11 protein-coding genes are annotated in these 18208 nt (G+C 44.2%); 6 read left to right on the top strand and 5 right to left on the bottom strand.

The window, feature by feature from the left end:
- Positions 1 to 192 precede the first annotated feature (192 nt).
- Positions 193 to 1449 carry a glycosyltransferase family 4 protein gene (locus BJP37_RS16995; protein ID WP_075900496.1) on the bottom strand — a complete coding sequence of 419 codons (1257 nt, stop codon included), beginning with the start codon at positions 1447 to 1449 and terminating at the stop codon, positions 193 to 195.
- Positions 1450 to 2157: 708 nt separating this feature from the next.
- On the opposite strand from BJP37_RS16995, the gene BJP37_RS43605 reads away from it, so the two are divergent.
- From BJP37_RS43605 to BJP37_RS16985, 3 genes are all read left to right on the top strand, one after another.
- Positions 2158 to 2283, top strand: coding sequence for a hypothetical protein (locus BJP37_RS43605; RefSeq protein ID WP_269087012.1), 126 nt, complete (start codon positions 2158 to 2160; stop codon positions 2281 to 2283).
- Positions 2284 to 2831: 548 nt separating this feature from the next.
- On the top strand, positions 2832 to 3341 hold the full coding sequence (locus tag BJP37_RS16990) for a hypothetical protein (RefSeq protein WP_070393514.1): 510 nt from the start codon (positions 2832 to 2834) through the stop codon (positions 3339 to 3341).
- Positions 3342 to 3567: 226 nt separating this feature from the next.
- On the top strand, positions 3568 to 4455 hold the full coding sequence (locus BJP37_RS16985; RefSeq protein WP_075900494.1) for a hypothetical protein: 888 nt from the start codon (positions 3568 to 3570) through the stop codon (positions 4453 to 4455).
- On the opposite strand, the gene BJP37_RS16980 is transcribed toward BJP37_RS16985, so the two are convergent.
- Together BJP37_RS16980 and BJP37_RS16975 are read right to left on the bottom strand one after the other, a co-directional pair.
- Positions 4452 to 4850: an ATP-binding protein gene (locus BJP37_RS16980; RefSeq protein ID WP_143727649.1), complete on the bottom strand. Its 399-nt coding sequence runs from the start codon at positions 4848 to 4850 to the stop codon at positions 4452 to 4454. The two genes, BJP37_RS16985 and BJP37_RS16980, sit on opposite strands and share 4 nt — an antisense overlap.
- 463 nt (positions 4851 to 5313) lie before the next feature.
- Positions 5314 to 6303, bottom strand: a complete 990-nt coding sequence (locus BJP37_RS16975) for a sugar transferase (RefSeq protein ID WP_075906176.1) — start codon at positions 6301 to 6303, stop codon at positions 5314 to 5316.
- A gap of 115 nt (positions 6304 to 6418) precedes the next feature.
- Between BJP37_RS16975 and BJP37_RS16970 the strand changes: the two genes are divergently transcribed.
- Complete coding sequence (locus BJP37_RS16970) at positions 6419 to 7198, top strand: 7-carboxy-7-deazaguanine synthase QueE (protein ID WP_075900492.1); 780 nt, start codon at positions 6419 to 6421, stop codon at positions 7196 to 7198.
- 449 nt (positions 7199 to 7647) lie between these two features.
- Here BJP37_RS16970 and BJP37_RS16960 read toward each other — a convergent pair whose 3' ends face one another.
- Positions 7648 to 8295: a DUF3318 domain-containing protein gene (locus tag BJP37_RS16960; protein WP_070393511.1), complete on the bottom strand. Its 648-nt coding sequence runs from the start codon at positions 8293 to 8295 to the stop codon at positions 7648 to 7650.
- A 616-nt stretch (positions 8296 to 8911) separates the two neighbouring features.
- On the opposite strand from BJP37_RS16960, the gene BJP37_RS16955 reads away from it, so the two are divergent.
- Entirely contained in the window at positions 8912 to 15685 is a 6774-nt protein-coding gene (locus tag BJP37_RS16955) for a translocation/assembly module TamB domain-containing protein (protein WP_075900488.1), read from the top strand.
- Positions 15686 to 15980: 295 nt separating this feature from the next.
- Complete coding sequence (locus tag BJP37_RS16950; protein ID WP_075900486.1) at positions 15981 to 17159, top strand: ISAs1 family transposase; 1179 nt, start codon at positions 15981 to 15983, stop codon at positions 17157 to 17159.
- Positions 17160 to 17429: 270 nt separating this feature from the next.
- Here the strand turns inward: BJP37_RS16950 and BJP37_RS16945 are convergent, their stop codons facing one another.
- Complete coding sequence (locus BJP37_RS16945; protein ID WP_075900484.1) at positions 17430 to 17729, bottom strand: hypothetical protein; 300 nt, start codon at positions 17727 to 17729, stop codon at positions 17430 to 17432.
- Positions 17730 to 18208 lie beyond the last annotated feature (479 nt).

Below are 18208 nucleotides of genomic sequence, written 5' to 3'. Positions count from 1 at the left end.
AGCGATGCAGCAAGGGAACAGGGGGTTTCCCCCACTCGCTATTGCATCAAGACAACGACAAATTAAGTATATTTTCTTATCCCCTACACCCTACACCCCACCCCCTACACCCCACACCTCACGTCTTTGTTAAAAACCTACCCCTGTGAGCTACTCCCTACTCCCTACTCCCTAATTAGTAAAAGGGATTGATCAAGACTTCTGAACCGCTGCCAGTAACCGCTTATTTTGAATGTCAGAAAAGAGTTCTTCGTAACGGTTGAGAGCTTGATCGAAGGAATAATATTGAAGAGCATGTTGTCTACTTCTGTTGCCCAGTAATGTAACTGTTGCGGGATCGTTATACAACTCTAAGATTGTTGCTGCTAGAGTTTCTGGATCCTCTGGGGGAACAACAATGCCACCGCCGCTTTTTTTGACAGCTCTGGCAGCGGTACCATTAGCAGGAACAGAAGCTAGGATGGGGCGACCACTAGCTAGCAGTACTTGGATTTTGGAGGGCATATTAAACGAAATTACATTCTGCTTTTGTATCACCAACCCCACATCCGCTGCTGCTAGCATTTCCGGTAGTTTTTCCCGAGGTTGAAATGGTAGTAGCTTAACATTATTGGCGTTCCAATTCCTACAGCACTGCTTTAGTCGGCCTAAGGCTTTCTCTTCTCCGACGATCACAATCACAATATCTCGAATGTGATTTACCCTAGATGCTGCCTTAATCAGAGTTTCTAAACCTTGAGTGAGGGCAATATTACCAGAGTAGAGTATAACGAACTTACCATTAAGGTTATGGGCAGTGCGAAAGGAGTTGTTTTCTTTTGGTAAAGGACGGATGAAATTAACATCAACCCAATTGGGAATCTTGACAATTTTAGAGCTGGGCACACCTTTGCTGCGCAAGTTATCGGTAAAGCCATCAGCAATAACACTGATTTTGGTGACTGTGCGGTAAGCAAACCTTTCTACAACCTCTAATGCACGGATTAGAGGTTGGTTGCTCAGTAAGCCTACTTTAATCGCAGCTTCTGGCAAAATGTCTTGAAGATTTAGAATTACTGGCGTTCGGTGTATCCACCCCAAAATCGCAGCTGGTAGGGAAACTAGCAGTGGTGGACTAGTTAAAATAATAATATCAGGGCGAGGATAAATCAGAGCCTTGAGGAAGCTGGTAGCAACAAAGCTGCCCTCTAGCAATAATCGGTCGATCAAATTTGGTTTTGGGCGAATCCGCACATAACAGCGATCTACAATCACACCGTTAATGTGTTCGGTAAGATACAATTTCCGTCGATATCCCTCATAAATTTGACGTTGAGGATAGTTGGGCATCGCAGTAATGACCCGAACATCATGCCCTCTTTTGACCAACCCTTCTGCTAGTTCAGTCATCAAGGGGGCAATCCCAATTGGCTCTGGATGATAGTTGTAAGAATATATTAGGATTCGCATAATCTCTAGTAGATGTTGCTAGCCGGGTGTAGACTCACCAAATTTGTTTATTGATGATTTATTGGCTTTAGCACTGAGAACTCAAGACCATTGTCAAGTCAGGTGGGTTGTGCACAATGCCCAATCAGGGATTTTAAGCCTATAACTATTTATTCGGCTTCAATTCCATATTTTACGCCTGGATGACAGTTTTTGTAACAAAAATTAACATAATCTACCTTGATAAAATATTAAAATTGTGCATTTCTAAAGGGTTTGAAAGAGCTACAGCAAGAATCTTTATGCCAATTATGATTATGGCTACAACTAATAAATCCTCCCTTTTTCTAATTACCAATGAGTAATTAGTAATTAGTAATTACTCATTGGTAATGGTCGTATGATTAGCAAACTATGACGACTAGTTTGTGATATCAACTGATAATTGAATTTACCAATAATTCTATTAGTATCCAAAAAAACACTATTTTTCATGGGTGCAATCCCGCAATTGAGTGTAAACTAGTTTTTTTTTGTTTCAGAATTTTTACGGATGTCAGAGGAATTAAATCTTAATTAAAAGTCATGATAAAATTGCGAAAGTCGATTTATAAAAAAAATAAGTAATATCCTTTTAAAGCTGCGTCGAATTGTATAGAGTTTTTCATAGCTATAAGGTACACAGAATTTTTTATAGCACTACCCATTCAGATGTTTGACATTGTCTTGATGCAGTCGCTCATGGGGGAAACCACGGCAGTTGCTCATGGGGGGAACCCCCAAGACCGCACTGCCTCCCCAAGACCGCGCTGCATCGCTTCTAAACTCCGAAACGTAGTCCTAGCTTATTTTTGACTTCTGACTTATAACTTCTGACGCTAAGCGTAGCGCTATAACTATGCCCAGATCCGCTGTTCCCTATGCCCAGATCCGCTGCTCCCTATTCCCTATTCCCTATTCCCTATTCCCTATTCCCCATTTTGCAAAGTATTGACTACAATTTTCTAGGATGGCTTTGGCAGGTGTTTCAGCTTTGGACTTCGTCTACAAAGCAGGGAGTACACCTTGGCAGAACGTTGTGACCAGTTGCTCAAGACCAGAAGGGGGTAGTGGTTTTATGCCTAGAGTGGGATATTGTTACTGGTTACCTATTTGACCAAGCCATGGGGCACTTGGGAAATCTTTGTTAAGTGCGCTTTCCGGATTAGGTGCGCTTTCCGCGTTAAGAATTAAATTCGGTCTTTGCGCGCTTTCCAATGGCTAGGGAACCCGGCCTTGGGTCGCGGCTTATCGGCAAAGCCGACCCGGGGCGCGAACGGGCGCGCACCTGTAGATAGCTTTGGTAAGGTTTCCCCTAGATAGTCTCGCTAAATAAGCAGCATACATCATTCAAGGAGAAAACGATGACCATGTCTCGTGTAAAGGCAATTTTAGCGACCATGTTACTCAGCATAGTATTGCTGGTAACATCCTGCGCTCAAAAAGCGCCCTCTCGTTTTGACCAGGCACAACAGGCCAGCAGCCAGGCTAGAAGTGGTCAGGCTGTTACCAAGAATGCCACTCAAGGGTCTCAATTCAACAAGTTTTTCCCACCATCAGGCGGCGGTTATCAACGAGTCTATACCCAGGAGAAAAAAGGCTTTGCTCAAGCCAAGTTGAAGAAAGATGGCACTGAGGTGGCAGTTCTCTCAATTTCTGATACCAGCAGCACTCCTACCACTGCTGCCAAATATCAGCAAAGTGGTCAAACCATTGCTGGTTATCCAGCCCGGGAAATTGGTTCAACTCAAACCGCTATTTTGGTCGGTAAGCGCTACCAAGTAAAGATCCAATCCCGAGATAAGTCGTTTACCGCTAGCGATCGCAAAGCCTGGTTAGCAAAATTTAACCTCAGTGGTCTTTCCCGACTTTAGGAAATAAATGCTACAAGAAAAAAGGTGAATGGGGAATAACCATCCTCAATCACAAGAATCATAAGAATCACAAGTAAGTAGGTCATTAGTCATCAGTCATTAGTTATCAGTAACTACCATCAGTAGCTACGATCAGACTCGGTGTTGGTCACTCAGGACTAATAACCAAGGACTAATGACCAAGGACTAATGACTCGAAAGTATCAGATTGTAAAGGAGTCTGAGTGTGAGCAAAGCAATTTATGAAATCGTTGATGATCTGCCAACCAAGAACCTGACCATCTCGGCGCTGAAGTCTCTAGACTTTGTTGTGCCTGGAGAGTGGGAAAATTTAGTGGGATTTGAAAATACCATTCGTGCCATCACTGGTGAAGAAGACGAAGAGGTAATTCAGGAAATTGGCGATCGCGCCGTCTATCTGTTCAATGACCGCTCCCAGGGCTACCAAAGAGCGCTGTGGATTTACCAAACCATTGATAGCACTGGTACCGCGTTGGGGGCAGCAGCTTTAGCGAACAAGGTTGGTGAAAAAATTCCCTTGTTGGGTTTCTTGAACAGCTTGACTCCGAAAGCTGACAAAGCCCAAACCATTGATCTGTCGATCAAAGTGGTAGGGGAATTGATCGGCTTTTGCCAAATTAATGGTCTGCCTGGAGATAGCATTGGTGACTTTGTAGCTGCCTTAGGTGACTATGGTGGCGCATCTATAATGCGTATGGCAGCACTGGTTTGTTTTGATGGCCTGATTCCCCTTGGTCCTGACTTTATCATGGGAGTACAGTCAACTCTAGAGCGTCTAACTCCCAACGAGTTGGAACACAGTGGCAGTTTCAAAGGTATTCAGGATGCGATTCCTGGGGATGATTCCCAGAGCAAGCTCAGCTTTATTGGTCAAAGCTTTGAATCGGTGAAGGGATGGATGAGTGATTTCGTTACTGACCGAGGTGTGACCCCAGAACAAATCGCTAATAATTTGCAAAGTTTTATTGAGTTTTCTGATGACAAGTTAGACTATCTCGCCGCTTTTCTGGATATGTCTACTAACTATTACGAACACACTGGCATTCAAAGTCTGGCGCGTAGCTTAATTGAACGCGCCGCAGCGGAAATCTAGCACCATTTACGCATTAGTAGGCAATTACGTTGGTCAGACAGACGTTGGTAAGAAACTTCGTCTGTCAGCTGATTCATAAACATCAACCCTCTACCTCCTTCTTTTTCTAAAGGGTCATAGTCCTCTTGGTAGAGGGATTCCAGCTTGGATTGGAAATCAAAGGGGTGTCCATAGTCCCAAAGCCGCATTTCTAATCCGTCAGTAAATAACTTTAGCTCCAGCTCTATTACTGTAGTGTTAGGTAAATGTCGATGAGCATGGCGTACTACATTAGTAAAGCCTTCCACCAAAGCAATTTGACACTGTTGCCAAAATTCCTGAGGCAGTGGGTCAGAAGTGAATTCTTCAAACCACTGTAATACATCTTTAACTTCACTCAAGTCTGTTTGGACCATTAGACGAGATGCTCGAAGCGGTTTGCCATTGCACATCAACCGACTGAGTTTCCAGGTTTTATTAATAAGCACCACTATTTTGTAAGAGAAAAACAACAATGACTCTTCTGCAACACGGAGCTTCCGATGATCTAGTCGATGCAGATCGGTCTAGTGGGAACCACTATATTAGCCTAAATTGATCGAGTTTGATGGTACTTTGAAAAATTCTGGTGTTTACACGGTCTATGGCATTAGACTTCGCCGCAGTTTACGGGAACTGCGGACAAGGTAACTTCGGATCAGCGGACAATAATTGAGAAAGACAAGATCAGACAAATACTTTGCCAAGAGGTCTATTGTCATCTATTCGTGAACATTTAGTTTTCGGTTCCAAGGTAAGCTAGGCTGGCATTTGATCAACTACCATCACCTTCGCCACTAGGGGCGAAAGTGCGGGTTCCAAACTCATCTAACCATAAAACTACATTCCATCTTTACGAAGCACTACCAGGATAGTTTTGAAGATAAGTCTGATATCATGGGCTAAGCTCCAGTGATGTTGGTATTTTAAGTCCATTTGAATGATATCTTCAAAACTACGGATTTTTGAGCGTCCATTAACTTGCCACTCACCAGTGATACCCGGTTTTACGTTTAAACGTTGCCACTCCGGAACCTCATATATTTCTACTTCATTGACTGTTGGTGGTCTTGTCCCTACTAAACTCATCTCTCCTTTCAGAACATTCCAGAACTGAGGCAGTTCATCTAAGCTGGTTTTCCGTAAAAAATGACCCACTCTGGTGATTCTGGGGTCATTTTCATTTTTAAAAACTTTGCCATCAGCTTGATTTTTAACTTTCTTTTTTAGCTGTTCAGCGTTAGCACACATGGAGCGAAATTTCCAGATCCGAAACCGCTTTCCCATCCAACCACAACGGATTTGAGCAAAAAAAATCGGACCAGGGCTATCTAGCTTAATAGCAAGGGCAATAGGAATAAACAAAACAGCAGTAATGCCCAAACCCACGATTGCACCGACAATATCGATTAATCGCTTCACCGGAGATCTAACTGAGGGATGGGTTGTTGGTAAGTGATTTACTGATTTGTTGGTGTTTCCTGTGGTATTATTATCTGATGCTTCTATAGCTAACCTTTGGTCTAGTCCTGTCATGACCAATACAGACATGACTTGGGGAGTGACATTTTTAAGCAACGTTTTAACCCCTTGCTCTAGGGCACTTTTGTGATTACTCACTAATGCACCGATACCACTGCTATCGATAAAATTAGTCTGGTGAAAATCAAATATGATTGTTTCAGGCAGAGGTATTTTTTTGAGAAGCTGCTGGAATAGTTGCTTAAACTCAACAGCTTCTAGTACACTGACACGAGTGGGTAATTCCACCACGGGAGTATCTTGTGAGAACACTACCTGGAAATTGTTGCTATTGACTGAATCAACCATCATAGAAAAAAAACCGCTAGATTCTAACCTATAGTCTTGACCATTATTTTGTCCTAGAACCCTACGATTCGGCAAAAATTTAGTCATATATCATGAAATCTTTTAAAATGTGAATATGCTCTGTGGGAATCAAGCAACTGCCCGCCTGATCGAAGTTTTTTCTGCGATTCAAGGAGAAGGGCTAAATGTTGGCACTCGTCAGATCTTTATCCGGTTTGCCCTATGTGATCTCAGATGTCATTTCTGTGACAGTTTCCATACCTGGACTGTCCCTCCTCAATGTCAGGTGGAACAGACTCCCGGTAAGCGTGATTTTGAAACTTATCCAAATCCAGTCCCCCTGCGATCGCTACTGAAATGGGTTAACAGACAAAATAAACATCGATTGCACGATAGCATTAGCCTGACTGGGGGTGAACCATTACTTCATACTCCTTTTCTGGTGGAATTTCTGCCTGAGCTACGACAGTTAACTGGATTGCCCATTTACCTAGAAACTGGCGGTCATCGTCCTCAAGAAATGGCAATGGTTTTGCCCTATTTGGACTCAGTGGGTATGGATATCAAGTTGCCCAGTGTGAGTGGAGAGAACAGATGGGCTGCTCACAAGGAATTTCTCAAGCTGTGCCACAATTCATCAGTGGAGGTATTTGTCAAGTTAATTATTGATTGCCACACTGACCCCACGGAGTTGGAACAATCTGCCGATTTGGTAGCAGCGGTTAGCCCGGAAATTCCAGTATTTCTGCAACCAGTGACTCCGGTGGAGGGGTCTGGGCAACCAATAGTTGCTCCTACTCCGGAGCAGGTTCTGGCTTGGCAGGCTTTAATGAAGCTTTTTCTTAAGCAGGTACGGGTGCTCCCTCAGACCCATAAAATGATCGGTCAGCTTTAGGGGTTTGTTGAAGGTTATTTGGTTAAAGGTTATTTGGTTAAAGGTTATTTGGTTAAAGGTTATTTGGTTGAAGGTTATTTGGTTGAAGGTTATTTGGTTGAAAATTCTTTGGTTGAAGGTTATTTGGTTGAAGGTTGTTCGCCTTTGGCGTTCCCTTTGGGTAGGTTATGGGGTTGAAGGTTGTTCGCCTTTGGGGTTCCCTTTGGGTAGGTTGTTTGTCAGAATGCAGAATGTAGAATGTAGAATGCAGAATGTAGAATTCTAAATTCTTAATTCTAAATTCTTAATTCTAAAATGTTGTTCGCCTTTGGCGTTCCCTTTGGGTAGGTTATTTGGGTTGAAGGTTATTTGGTTCAAGGTGAACAAACAACAGTTAACAATCAACAGTTAACAATCAACAGTTAACAATCAACCATCAACCAACAGTTAAGTCTTGCCTAGACATCACACTACATGGTTGTGCCTTCTCGCTTGGCTTTGGCTTGGGCTTTGGCTTTAGCAGCACTGCGTTTGAGAGCAGACAGCCGGTCTTCGTATCTGCGCCGTAGACGACGACTAGGGGTGATTTCAATTAAGGTTTTCAAGGCACTGCCTAGACTCTTGTAGGCATTGGGTAGGGTGTAGCCGAAGCGAGTGGCAAGTGCGATCGCTTTTTCGTCAGCTTCGATGGCATATTTGAGGTTTTTCTCCCCATTGTTTTTTTGATACAGTCGCCAACCTGAGACTCCGCATAGGGCTAAGGCCAACAGCAGCAGTAAGCCATCTTGTACCCACAGTTCCCCGACAGCACCCCCTAAACCAATGGCTAGGGCTGCCATTTCCCAGCCTTCTTTAGGAATTGTGTCATTTTGAATCCGGGCAACTTCATGCCAGAACAGAAGGTTACGCTGGTCAAGGGCGAGCTGCTCCCATTTAGTTAGGTCAATTTGAATTTCCACCTCGTCTGAACCCAGTTCTTCACAACGAACCAAGGGGGGATTGACTTCTGTGGACCCTTCCACCATCACCCAGCTTTGTAGCTCTGGTGGTAGTAACGTTTTTAGTCGTCGGAGTTCACTCATTTCTGCTCTAGCAGAAGAGGCTGCATAGGATGTCATTCATATCCTCCTAGAAAAAACTTTTTCAAATTGAGATGTGTTTGACCGGACACTATCTACCGATTCGATTTACCCAAGTTTAAGATGTTGTGTACTCGACGAGAGTGAACTTCAAGGAACCCAATCATCAGTAGTACGTCAAACTAATCCCGTCAGCCGTCAGCCGTCAGCCGTCAGGTTATTTTATTCAAAAGTACCGATCTAGTAGCGTGGCACAGGCTTCTAGCCTGTGACCCATTAGCTGATAGCTGATAGCTGATAGCTGATAGCTGATAGCTGATAGCTGATAGCTGATAACTGATAGCTGATAGCTGATAGCTGATAGCTGATAGCTGATAGCTGATAGCTGATAGCTTACCTAATCCCTAAGGGTACTACTGGGCACTAAGCGCGATCGCATGGTCTTGCGTTTCTGTATTTAAATTTATACTAGCGTTTCAGGGCTAGCAGCTCAAAAACCCGATTAACCCATCATAAATTCTCCCCATTAGCCGATCACCCTATCTTCAGATTCCTATAAAATTTTAGCTACCCTGTATCAGTCAATTTCCGGAATATATTGCAGCTGATCTGGAATAATTTTCAGCAAATCCTTTAATCATCCTGATATTCGGATATGACCAAGCCTTCCCAAAATCCTCCCCCTGAACCAGAGGTAAATCAAAGCCGGAGTGCTGTAGCCGCTATACTCCAATGGGGGAAACGTCCCTCTACTATTACCTTTGCCATGATCTCCCTGACCATCGGTGTGGTGGGATATTTTGGGGTCAGGATGTGGCTGTACAAAAACTTACCTGGCTGGATTGAAACTCAACTGAGTAATATCATCAAGCGAGATGTACAGGTTGGACAACTGAAAGCCTTATACCTGACTAGCCTGGAGTTGGGACCATCCTCTATCCCAGCTACCACCACTGACCCTGACCATGTGGATATCAAATCGATCAAAGTAGGCTTTAATCCCTTGCCTTTGCTTCTCAAACGCTCTTTGCCTGTGACCATTAACTTGGTAAATGTGGATGTGTATGCCCAACAGGAGGCGAATGGGGAGTGGATTAACTTAAAAGACTTGAATTTTGATAATTCTTCGTCTCTTCCGATTGATCTTGATGCTAAGGTGCGGGTGTGGAATAGTAAGATTGCCCTCTTACCCTATGGTCAGACTAATCCATTCAAACTCAGACTTGATGCTACTGCTGGCTTATCCAACAACAATAAGCGTCTCAAGTATAATATCACAACTGCCATTGCTGATGGTAGGACGAAACTGAAGGGCAACACATGGCTGACAACTGGGCAAAGTCAAGCTAGGGTCAACGTCCAAAACTTGGCATTGGCGGAGCTGATGCCGTTAATCAAAGCGGTTATTCCGAATATCCCAGCTAATCTCCAATCTGGTGAATTAGATGCCAAACTGAAGATTTCCCTGCCTTCGGTTAAGGACATCCCCGATGTCAAGGGTAAGGCGGAATTTAAAGGGATCCAGGTGCAAGTAAACCCGTTGAAGGAACCGGTGAAGGCTAGGGCTAGACTGCGCTTCCAGGGAGACCGGGTGCGCTTGGAAAAAACTCAGGGGAGTTATGGAGCACTTGAGGCGTTGGTATCTGGTCAAGTTGGTTGGACAAAAGGGTTTGACCTAAATGTTGATGTCACGCCCTTTAGCTTAGCGAAGCTGCTGAAAACTGTTCCGGTGAAATCCCCAGTGCCAGTAAATGGGGAAATGGCGGCGGATTTATCGATTACCGGTCCGATTGACCAGCCAGAGGTGACTGGCAAACTACGGAATACTAAAGTGACCACCATCGATAAGGTTAAGTTGGCTCAGATTCAGGCTGACTTGGCTGGGAATTTTTCCCAAGTGGTCCTGAAGGACTTCTTAGTAAAACCTGAGGCCGGTGGGACAATTACAGGACGTGGTCAGGTAAAACTGGCTAGTGACCAGCAAGGGGGAATTAAAGGGCAGGGAATGCCCCTAGCCTTCGATTTTATGGCTGCCCTTCCGGTGGATGCCATCGCATCTCCCTATAACCTGCCATCTCAAATTACCCTGGGCAAGCTCAACGCCAAAGCTACCATCAGAGGAAACACTCAAAACCCCCAAGGGAGTCTAATTTGGCAAGCACCAGCGGTATCGACTTCCTCTTCAAAAGATATCGGGGTTTCCGGTGCTGGAGAACTTCTGTTGCTAAACCAGAATATTTTACTGCGTAACACCCAGGTCAAGGTCGGTAAAGGGACAATCACTGCCACGGGTAAAGGAAACCTGAAAACGAGTAAGTGGGAAGCTGCTATACTGGCTAACGCTGTGCCTATAGACCCCTTCTTACCCCTGTCGGGACAGTTGACCACAGGGAAAATCAACCTCTCTGGTAGTCTCAAATCCTTTTCTCCTAAATCTATCAAGGCAACGGCAGATATGCAGCTGGGGGTAGAAGGGGGTAAGGTGAAGGCTACAGGTCAGGTAAATCGCGGCATGGTGGAATTGGAGGCCAGAGCCTCTAAAATTCAACTGAATAAGCTAGTGCCCAAGTTAGGTTTACCGATTGGTTTAGATTCTGGCAAAATCAACCTTTCTGGTTCCCTAGAGTCTCTGCTATCCTCTAGCTCAACTCCCAACCTCATCAATAGCCTGAATACTATCGATGCCAATTTTAATGGGTTGCTCGGGGTGGGTGGGGGCAAGGTAAATGCGACAGGTCAGCTAAATTCAGGGAATCTAGATGTCAATGGCAGAGCTGGTCAAATTAACCTCAATCCCCTAGTGCCAGATTTGACCATACCAGTAGCGCTACGGTCGGGTCAGCTTAATCTTTCCGGAACCCTAGCATCTCTGCTCGCCTCTGCCTTGAATCAGGACTTCAACAGCCTCAATACTATCAAAGCCAATTTTGAGGGAAACTTAGGTGTCGCTGATGGTGAAGTTAATGCCAAAGGTCAGCTAAATTCAGGGAATCTAGATGTCAATGGCAGAGCTGGTCAAATTAACCTCAATCCCCTAGTGCCAGATTTGACCATACCAGTAGCGCTACGGTCGGGTCAGCTTAATCTTTCCGGAACGATAGCATCTCTGCTCGCCTCTGGCTTGAATCAGGACTTGAAAAGCCTTAATACTATCGATGCCAATTTTGAGGGAAACTTAGGAGTCGCTGATGGTGAAGTTAATGCCAAAGGTCAGCTAAATTCAGGAAATCTAGATGTCAATGGCAGAGCTGGTCAAATTAACCTCAATCCCCTAGTGCCAGATTTGACCATACCAGTAGCGCTACGGTCGGGTCAGCTTAATCTTTCCGGAACCCTGGCATCTTTGCTCACCTCTGCCTTGAATCAGAACTTGAAGAGCCTCAATACTATCGATGCCAATTTTGAGGGAAACTTAGGAGTCGCTGATGGTCAGGTTAATGCCAAAGGTCAGTTAAAGTCAGGGAATCTGGATGTCAATGCTAGAGCTGGTCAAATTAATTTGACTAATAGTATTCCTAATCTAACCCTACCGATAGCTCTCAAGTCAGGTAACGCTAACCTTTCTAGTTCTTTAGAGTCTCTACTAGCTTTCGGCTCATCATTTAACCTCGACCGACTCAAGCCAATTCAGGCTAGCTTTGATGGAAACCTAGGTGTAGGTGGTGGTGACGTTAATGCTATGGGTCAGTTAACCTCTGGGGTGCTGACTGCGGATGCGATCGCAAACAGCCTGGATGTAGGGGAAATCGCATCCCAAATGGCGTTGGCTAACTTTCCAAGCTCTATCGACACCCAAATCGGGGGGAAAGTCACCTTAAAGAGTCAACTTAACACCCTAGACCCCCCAACTCTACTGAATCAGACTGACCTACAAGCAGACCTTAACGGAGTAATAGCCCAAGGGAAACTTAACCTAAATAGCACCCTCAGCAACGGTCTATGGCAAGCTGCCATCAATACTACTAATCTTGATTCCTCCTTACTGGTTAGTCAGTTATTACCTCAGCTGGGTAACCAAAAACTAGAGCTAGGACCGGTGAACAGTAAAGTGAATTTATCCGGAAACCTTAATCCCCTGCTCAATCCTGGTGCTATTGCTACCATTAAAGCAAATACCATATCGCTAGAGTTGCCAAAACACTCCTTTAATGCTAAGGGAGTAATCCTACTGTCCCATCTCACCAAAACTAATCCTAGTCAGATGCCATGGGAGATGGGCACTGATCTAAACCTAGAGGTTGATTCTGATCTCAGTAGATTACCCTATAACCTGCTATTGAGTCGGTTACCTTTGGAGCAAATTTCCCCAGGGTATCAAATTCAGGTCAACGGTCAAGCTGACTTGAATGGTCGCATCCAAGGAAAAAATTTACTCTCAGCCCCCTTCCTACCTGGGAATTTGAATCTGACGGGGAATCTACAGCTATCGAATTTGAAGGTTAACGACTTAACCTTTGAGCCAGTGTTAGCTGGGCCAGTAACCGTTGCGCCAGGACAAGAATTAGCCATAGATTTACGAGGAAAGAAAGATGCGATCGCAACTCGCCTCCAACCCTGTACAAGAGGAGACCAATGTCTTGCTCCCTACCTGCCCGCATCCTTTACACTCCAACAGGGACAAGGGTCACAATTCCCGATTCTGATCACAGGAGTACGCCGGGGAGATAACTTAACCGCTCAAATCAAGAATTTTTCCCTAGCTAGCCTTAATCTTAGGCCTGGTTTAAGCTACGGTATTCCCGGTAGATTGGAAGGTGAAGTAACAGGGCAAGCCAACCTTAATCTTTTCACCCTAGAAACTTCTGGTCGTAATACTATCGACATTAAGCAACTTGCTCTAGGAGAAATCAACGCTAAACAAGTTAGTGCTAACTTCTCCTATCAAAATGACATTGCCCAGATCGCATCAGCTGCTTTAATCTTAGGCAACAGTCGATATTTATTCAAAAATGGTCGATTTAATCTCAAGTCTCAACAGATAAACGGCAAGCTTACTATTCCAGAAGCTTATATTGAAGACCTACTGACTATTGTCAAACGTGTTGATATTATCGACATCGCCCAAAGATTCCAAACTACTAATTCTTCTCTTACTAATTCCTCTAGTGATAACATTGGCAACAATAAATCTGGCAACGCTGACCAATTACGACCATTCCCTAGTATAGCAGCAGGCTCCCTAGCCACTCTCCTACAACGGTTTGCTAAAATTAATGCCCAAGACGACGCTGTCGCTAACCAATTCGATCCTAATACACTCCTCACTAATTTTGATATTCGAGGTAAGTATACTGGGGAAATTGCTGTTGCTGGTATCTTGACTAATCCTAAAGTCAATTTTAATGTCGAGGGCAACAACTGGCAGTGGTATGCTAATTCCCCCAATCAAGTTATTGTGATCAACCAATTGGTTGCTAAAGGAAGTTACGACCAAGGTCTAATTACTGTGCAGCCAGCTCGAATGGAATTGGGGGAAACAGTCTTAGCATTTCAAGGAAAGCTTGCCCAAGAAACCAACTCAGGAGACTTCCTCCTCCAGAATTTATCTCTAGAGACAGTTAGCAACTTAGCAAGCAATTTTGTTACTATTCCCTTTGAGATTGCAGGTAACTTAAATGCCAAAGGCCAGCTGGGTGGTAGTCTCACCAATCCCGAAGTTACCAATGGCCAAGTCGCTGTTGTAGATGGCACTGTCAATGATACCTCTCTAGATGATATTGAGGTGACTTTCGACTATGTTGATTCTCGTCTTGACTTTGATACCAATAAACCAGATTATTTACAACTGTCTGGTAACGTCCCCTTTCCCCCCAAACCAAATAGCGATCGCATCGATATCAACCTGAAGCTGGCAACTCCAGCCATGGCACTCCTTGGTGTAGTGACTCAACAACAAGTGGAATGGGTGAATGGAGAGGATAGAACCGCTGATATAGAACTGGATGTTAGTGGACGTTTGCAGTTAGCAGATAGTATCAAAATTAAAGACTTATCAGGAACATCTGAGGTTAATATCCAGAATGGCACTATCAAAACTAAGCTCCTAGAAGATGACTTCACCCTCAATGTTGTAGGCAAGGTTAAGTTAGATCAGCAACGCTTGGAAGTAGTAAACTATCCAGATAAAGAAGGTCAAAAAACTCTCGAAGGTGACCTAGCAGGGATTGGATTCTCCCTGTCTGGGGAATTGCCGATAGTGTCAAATAGGATAGCGTCGAATACGACAAATTACTCCAATCCCCTAACCCTGAAAATTCCTAAAGATAACCTAAAGTTAGCAGGGCTATATGAAGGGGGAGTAGCCGGTAATGTCGTGATTACTGGTTCAGCATTGCGTCCAGTTATTGCAGGAAACATTAACTTAGACAATGGGCAAGCTTTTATCCCCAAAATACAGGAAACCAAAACCCAAGCAAGTGACGAAAAAACTGTTAAGAATAGGTCTAATCAGACTCCCTCATTAGTACGTAGTAGAATCAATAATCTGTTTGTGCCTAGGTTAAATAACTTTCAGGTAAATTTGGTAAATGAGTTAAGAGTCCAACAGTTTCCCCTATATGATTTTCGACTAGCTGGTGATTTAACCCTCAACGGTCCTATCAATGGCAATCTCCAAAACTTAAAAGGATTGGGAACAATTAAGCTAGGACGTGGGGAAGTTGATGTATTAGAAACCGAATTTGTTGCAGACAGGCGGTACAATAACACCATTGTATTTGTACCAGAACAGGGATTACTCAATCCCAATTTAGATCTTAAATTTACCACCATAGCGTTTGAGCCTTCTGGTGCCTTACGTCAAAGACGGATTGATAACGAAATCCTTGAAAATGTCTTGCGTTCTTCTCGACCCGACCAAGTGAAGATAACCCTCGCCATCAAAGGTCAAACTAGTCAAATCCTTGCCCTAGGAGGAGAGAAAGATTATTGTGCTGATCAACAAATTGTTACTAGTGGACAAGATAGTGGACTAGCTAAACTTGGTTCAAAAACAACCATCTTGTCTCGGCAACAATTCCAACAGCTTGCTGAATGTGTTTATGGCGAAGCTATAGCTAATAGTGAAGACAAAGCGTTTCTATTTTCTCCCATTGTAACCTTAACCAGTACTCCTCCCCGGAGTGAAAGTGGAATTATCGCTCTGCTCGGTAACAGTTTTATTACCCAATTTCAGACTATCGCTAACAGCAACGAACGAGAAATAGCTGAGTTAGTGATTACTCAGTATGTTGTTCGACCAATTATCAAAAATATTTTATTCACCGTTGAAGAAAAAGTCAGTAATGTCGGGAGATCCATCGGATTAGCTGATCTACAGGTTTACCCAACCTTCGATGCCGTTTATGATTTGGGACAAACTTCCTCAGTTGAATTGAGTTACGACTACGTGTTTAATGAGGTACAAGTTAGATATAAATTGCAATTTTGATTAGCTATAATTTAGAATTTAAAATTTAGAATTTAGAGTGCGTAGGGTGTGTTAGGGGCGGACTTGCCCTCATTTTCCGCCTCGTAACCAGTGTTGCAATAGTCCGCCCCGTAACGCACCACCGGGTCAAACAGTTGAAATAGTCTATTATCCCAGGGTAATCGCATCTTAATTTTGTATAAAATGTACTTGACAAATAGTTAGGTGTGTGGGTCTACCTCCCAGAAGCCCAAGCAGTTAACCTGAGGATCAACAAAAGTTTCTATTTCCCCATCGTTGGTCATGTCAAAAGGCAATGGCCGCACTTGTGCTGACACCTCAGCAACAACAACAGGCATTGATTCTTAGAAAGAGTGTTCTTAAACACTTTCAACACCTACAGGATCCCCGTGTGGAAAGAACCCAGCATCACAGTTTGCTAGGGATAGTCACCATTGCCATTTTGGCTATCCTCTCTGGAGCCGATGGGTTTGTCGCCATTGAGACCTACGGCAAAGCCAAGCTTGGGTGGCTAGAGACCTTTTTGGACTTACCCTATGGGATTCCCTCCCATGATACCTTTGGCCGGGTGTTGGGTCGCCTCGAACCCCAAGAGCTAGAAACCAGTTTCCTGAGTTGGGTCAGCAGCATCACCGAGAAATTAGGTGTGAGACTGATTCATATCGATGGCAAGAGGCTAAAAGGTTCTTATGACCGAGAAAGCCAACTTAAAGCTCTGCACAGTGTCAGTGCCTGGAGCAGTGAACATGGGCTGGTGCTGGCTCAGCAAAAGGTCGAGAGCAAGTCCAATGAAATCAAGGCAGTACCTCTGCTGCTGAAGTTGCTTAACCTTAAGGGAGCTGTAGTGACCCTCGATGCGATGGGAACCCAAATCTCCATCGCTGGGCAAATCAAGAAGGCCGAAGGAGACTATGTTTTGGCTCTCAAAGGCAACCAAGGTCAGCTCAGCCAGTCAGTAAAGGATTGGTTTAAGCAAGCTCAAGCTCAGAACTGGCAGGGGATTGAGTTCACTCACCATCAGAGTATCGAAAGTGGGCATCACCGCAGGGATACTCGTCAGGTTTGGGCGGTGCCAGTGAGTCAATTACCGCCGTTGCATCGGCAACCCGAGTGGATAGGCTTAACCACCGTAGTGATGGTTAAGACTACGCGAGAGTTATGGAACAAAACTACCAAGGAAGTTCGCTTTTACATTAGTAGTCTCGAAGCGGATGCTCAGGGCCATAACCAGGTCATTCGCTCCCATTGGACTATTGAAAATAGTCTGCATTGGGTGCTAGATGTCACCTTCAACGAAGATGCGAGTCGGATTCGTCAGGGTTATGCTGCCCAAAACCTGGGGCTGTTGCGCCGTTTAAGTGTCAATTTACTCAAGCGCGAACCGTCCCGACTCAGTCTGAAGATGAAGCGTTACAAGGCCGGGATGGACAATGACTTTGTGATCAAAATTCTGGCAGCCAGTGGGGCTGAGTGAGGGGTTCCCTCAGGTCAAGGCAAGTTTGAGGACAACTTTGATCAGGTCATGGACTTCTTCATATAGCTCAAGCCACATATCCAAAGCACTTTGCGGGACTTGAACACTAAATACATCAGCTTTGTGCATGTCATAACTTGCAGTGTACAGTCAAATTAATGGTCAAGTTAGAGTAATTTTAGAACTGGATTAAGATGCGATTACCCTGTCTATTATCCCTATTCCCTATTCCCTGTTCCCTGTTCCCTGTGCCCTGTTCCCTTTCTTATACTATTTTTTCAAAATACTACAAATAAGTTCCCCTGGACCGTTCTGTTGAAATGGCACAACAGTTCTGTCTTTCTTAACTCTAATGCGATCGCGACAATTATATATTTCTATAGGAGTAGCAACGCCATTAACACTAACTGATGCTCGATATTCCCATGGATACTTAGCACTCCGCTTGATGCTAAGGATGCAAATCCGGTTGTTATTTTTAGTGCGGCAGTAGGAGAAAGCAACAGCGGGAGGAGCAAAGGCAAAGGATAATGTTAGCAACAGCAATAACGTAGTTAGGTATTTTTTCATTTTTGAAAGTTGTTATTGGAGAGAATCGGGAATCGGGAATCGGGAATCGGGAATCGGGAATCGGGAATCGGGAATAAAATTTAGATTTACCTGACTAGACTAGGAAACGCTAGATTATAGTTTCAAAGATAGATTGTTGCACAACTTGGAAAAAATATAAAGAGATCTAGGTTACGTAAATAAATTTTGATAATTGTTGTTCTCTGTTTCCTGCTCCGAAGCGGGTGCATATCATTAAAGCTGTTTGACCTGGTGGGTGGAACGGGCATCTTGCCCGTGGTGCGTTACGGTGCGGGCTGTTTCAACAAGGCGCGAAGAGGGGAAAAATTAAGGCTCGCCCGCCCCTAACGCACCCTACGAACTGATAGCTGATAGCTGATAACCTTCAACCATCTAACCTTCAACCAAATAACCTTCAACCATCTAACCTTCAACCATCTAACCTTCAACCATCTAACCTTCAACCATCTAACCTTCAA

It is taken from the genome of Moorena bouillonii PNG, assembly GCF_001942495.1.
Lineage (GTDB): Bacteria > Cyanobacteriota > Cyanobacteriia > Cyanobacteriales > Coleofasciculaceae > Moorena > Moorena bouillonii.
Note: the sequence above shows the minus strand (reverse complement) of the source record. Positions and strands in the feature narration are given on the sequence as shown.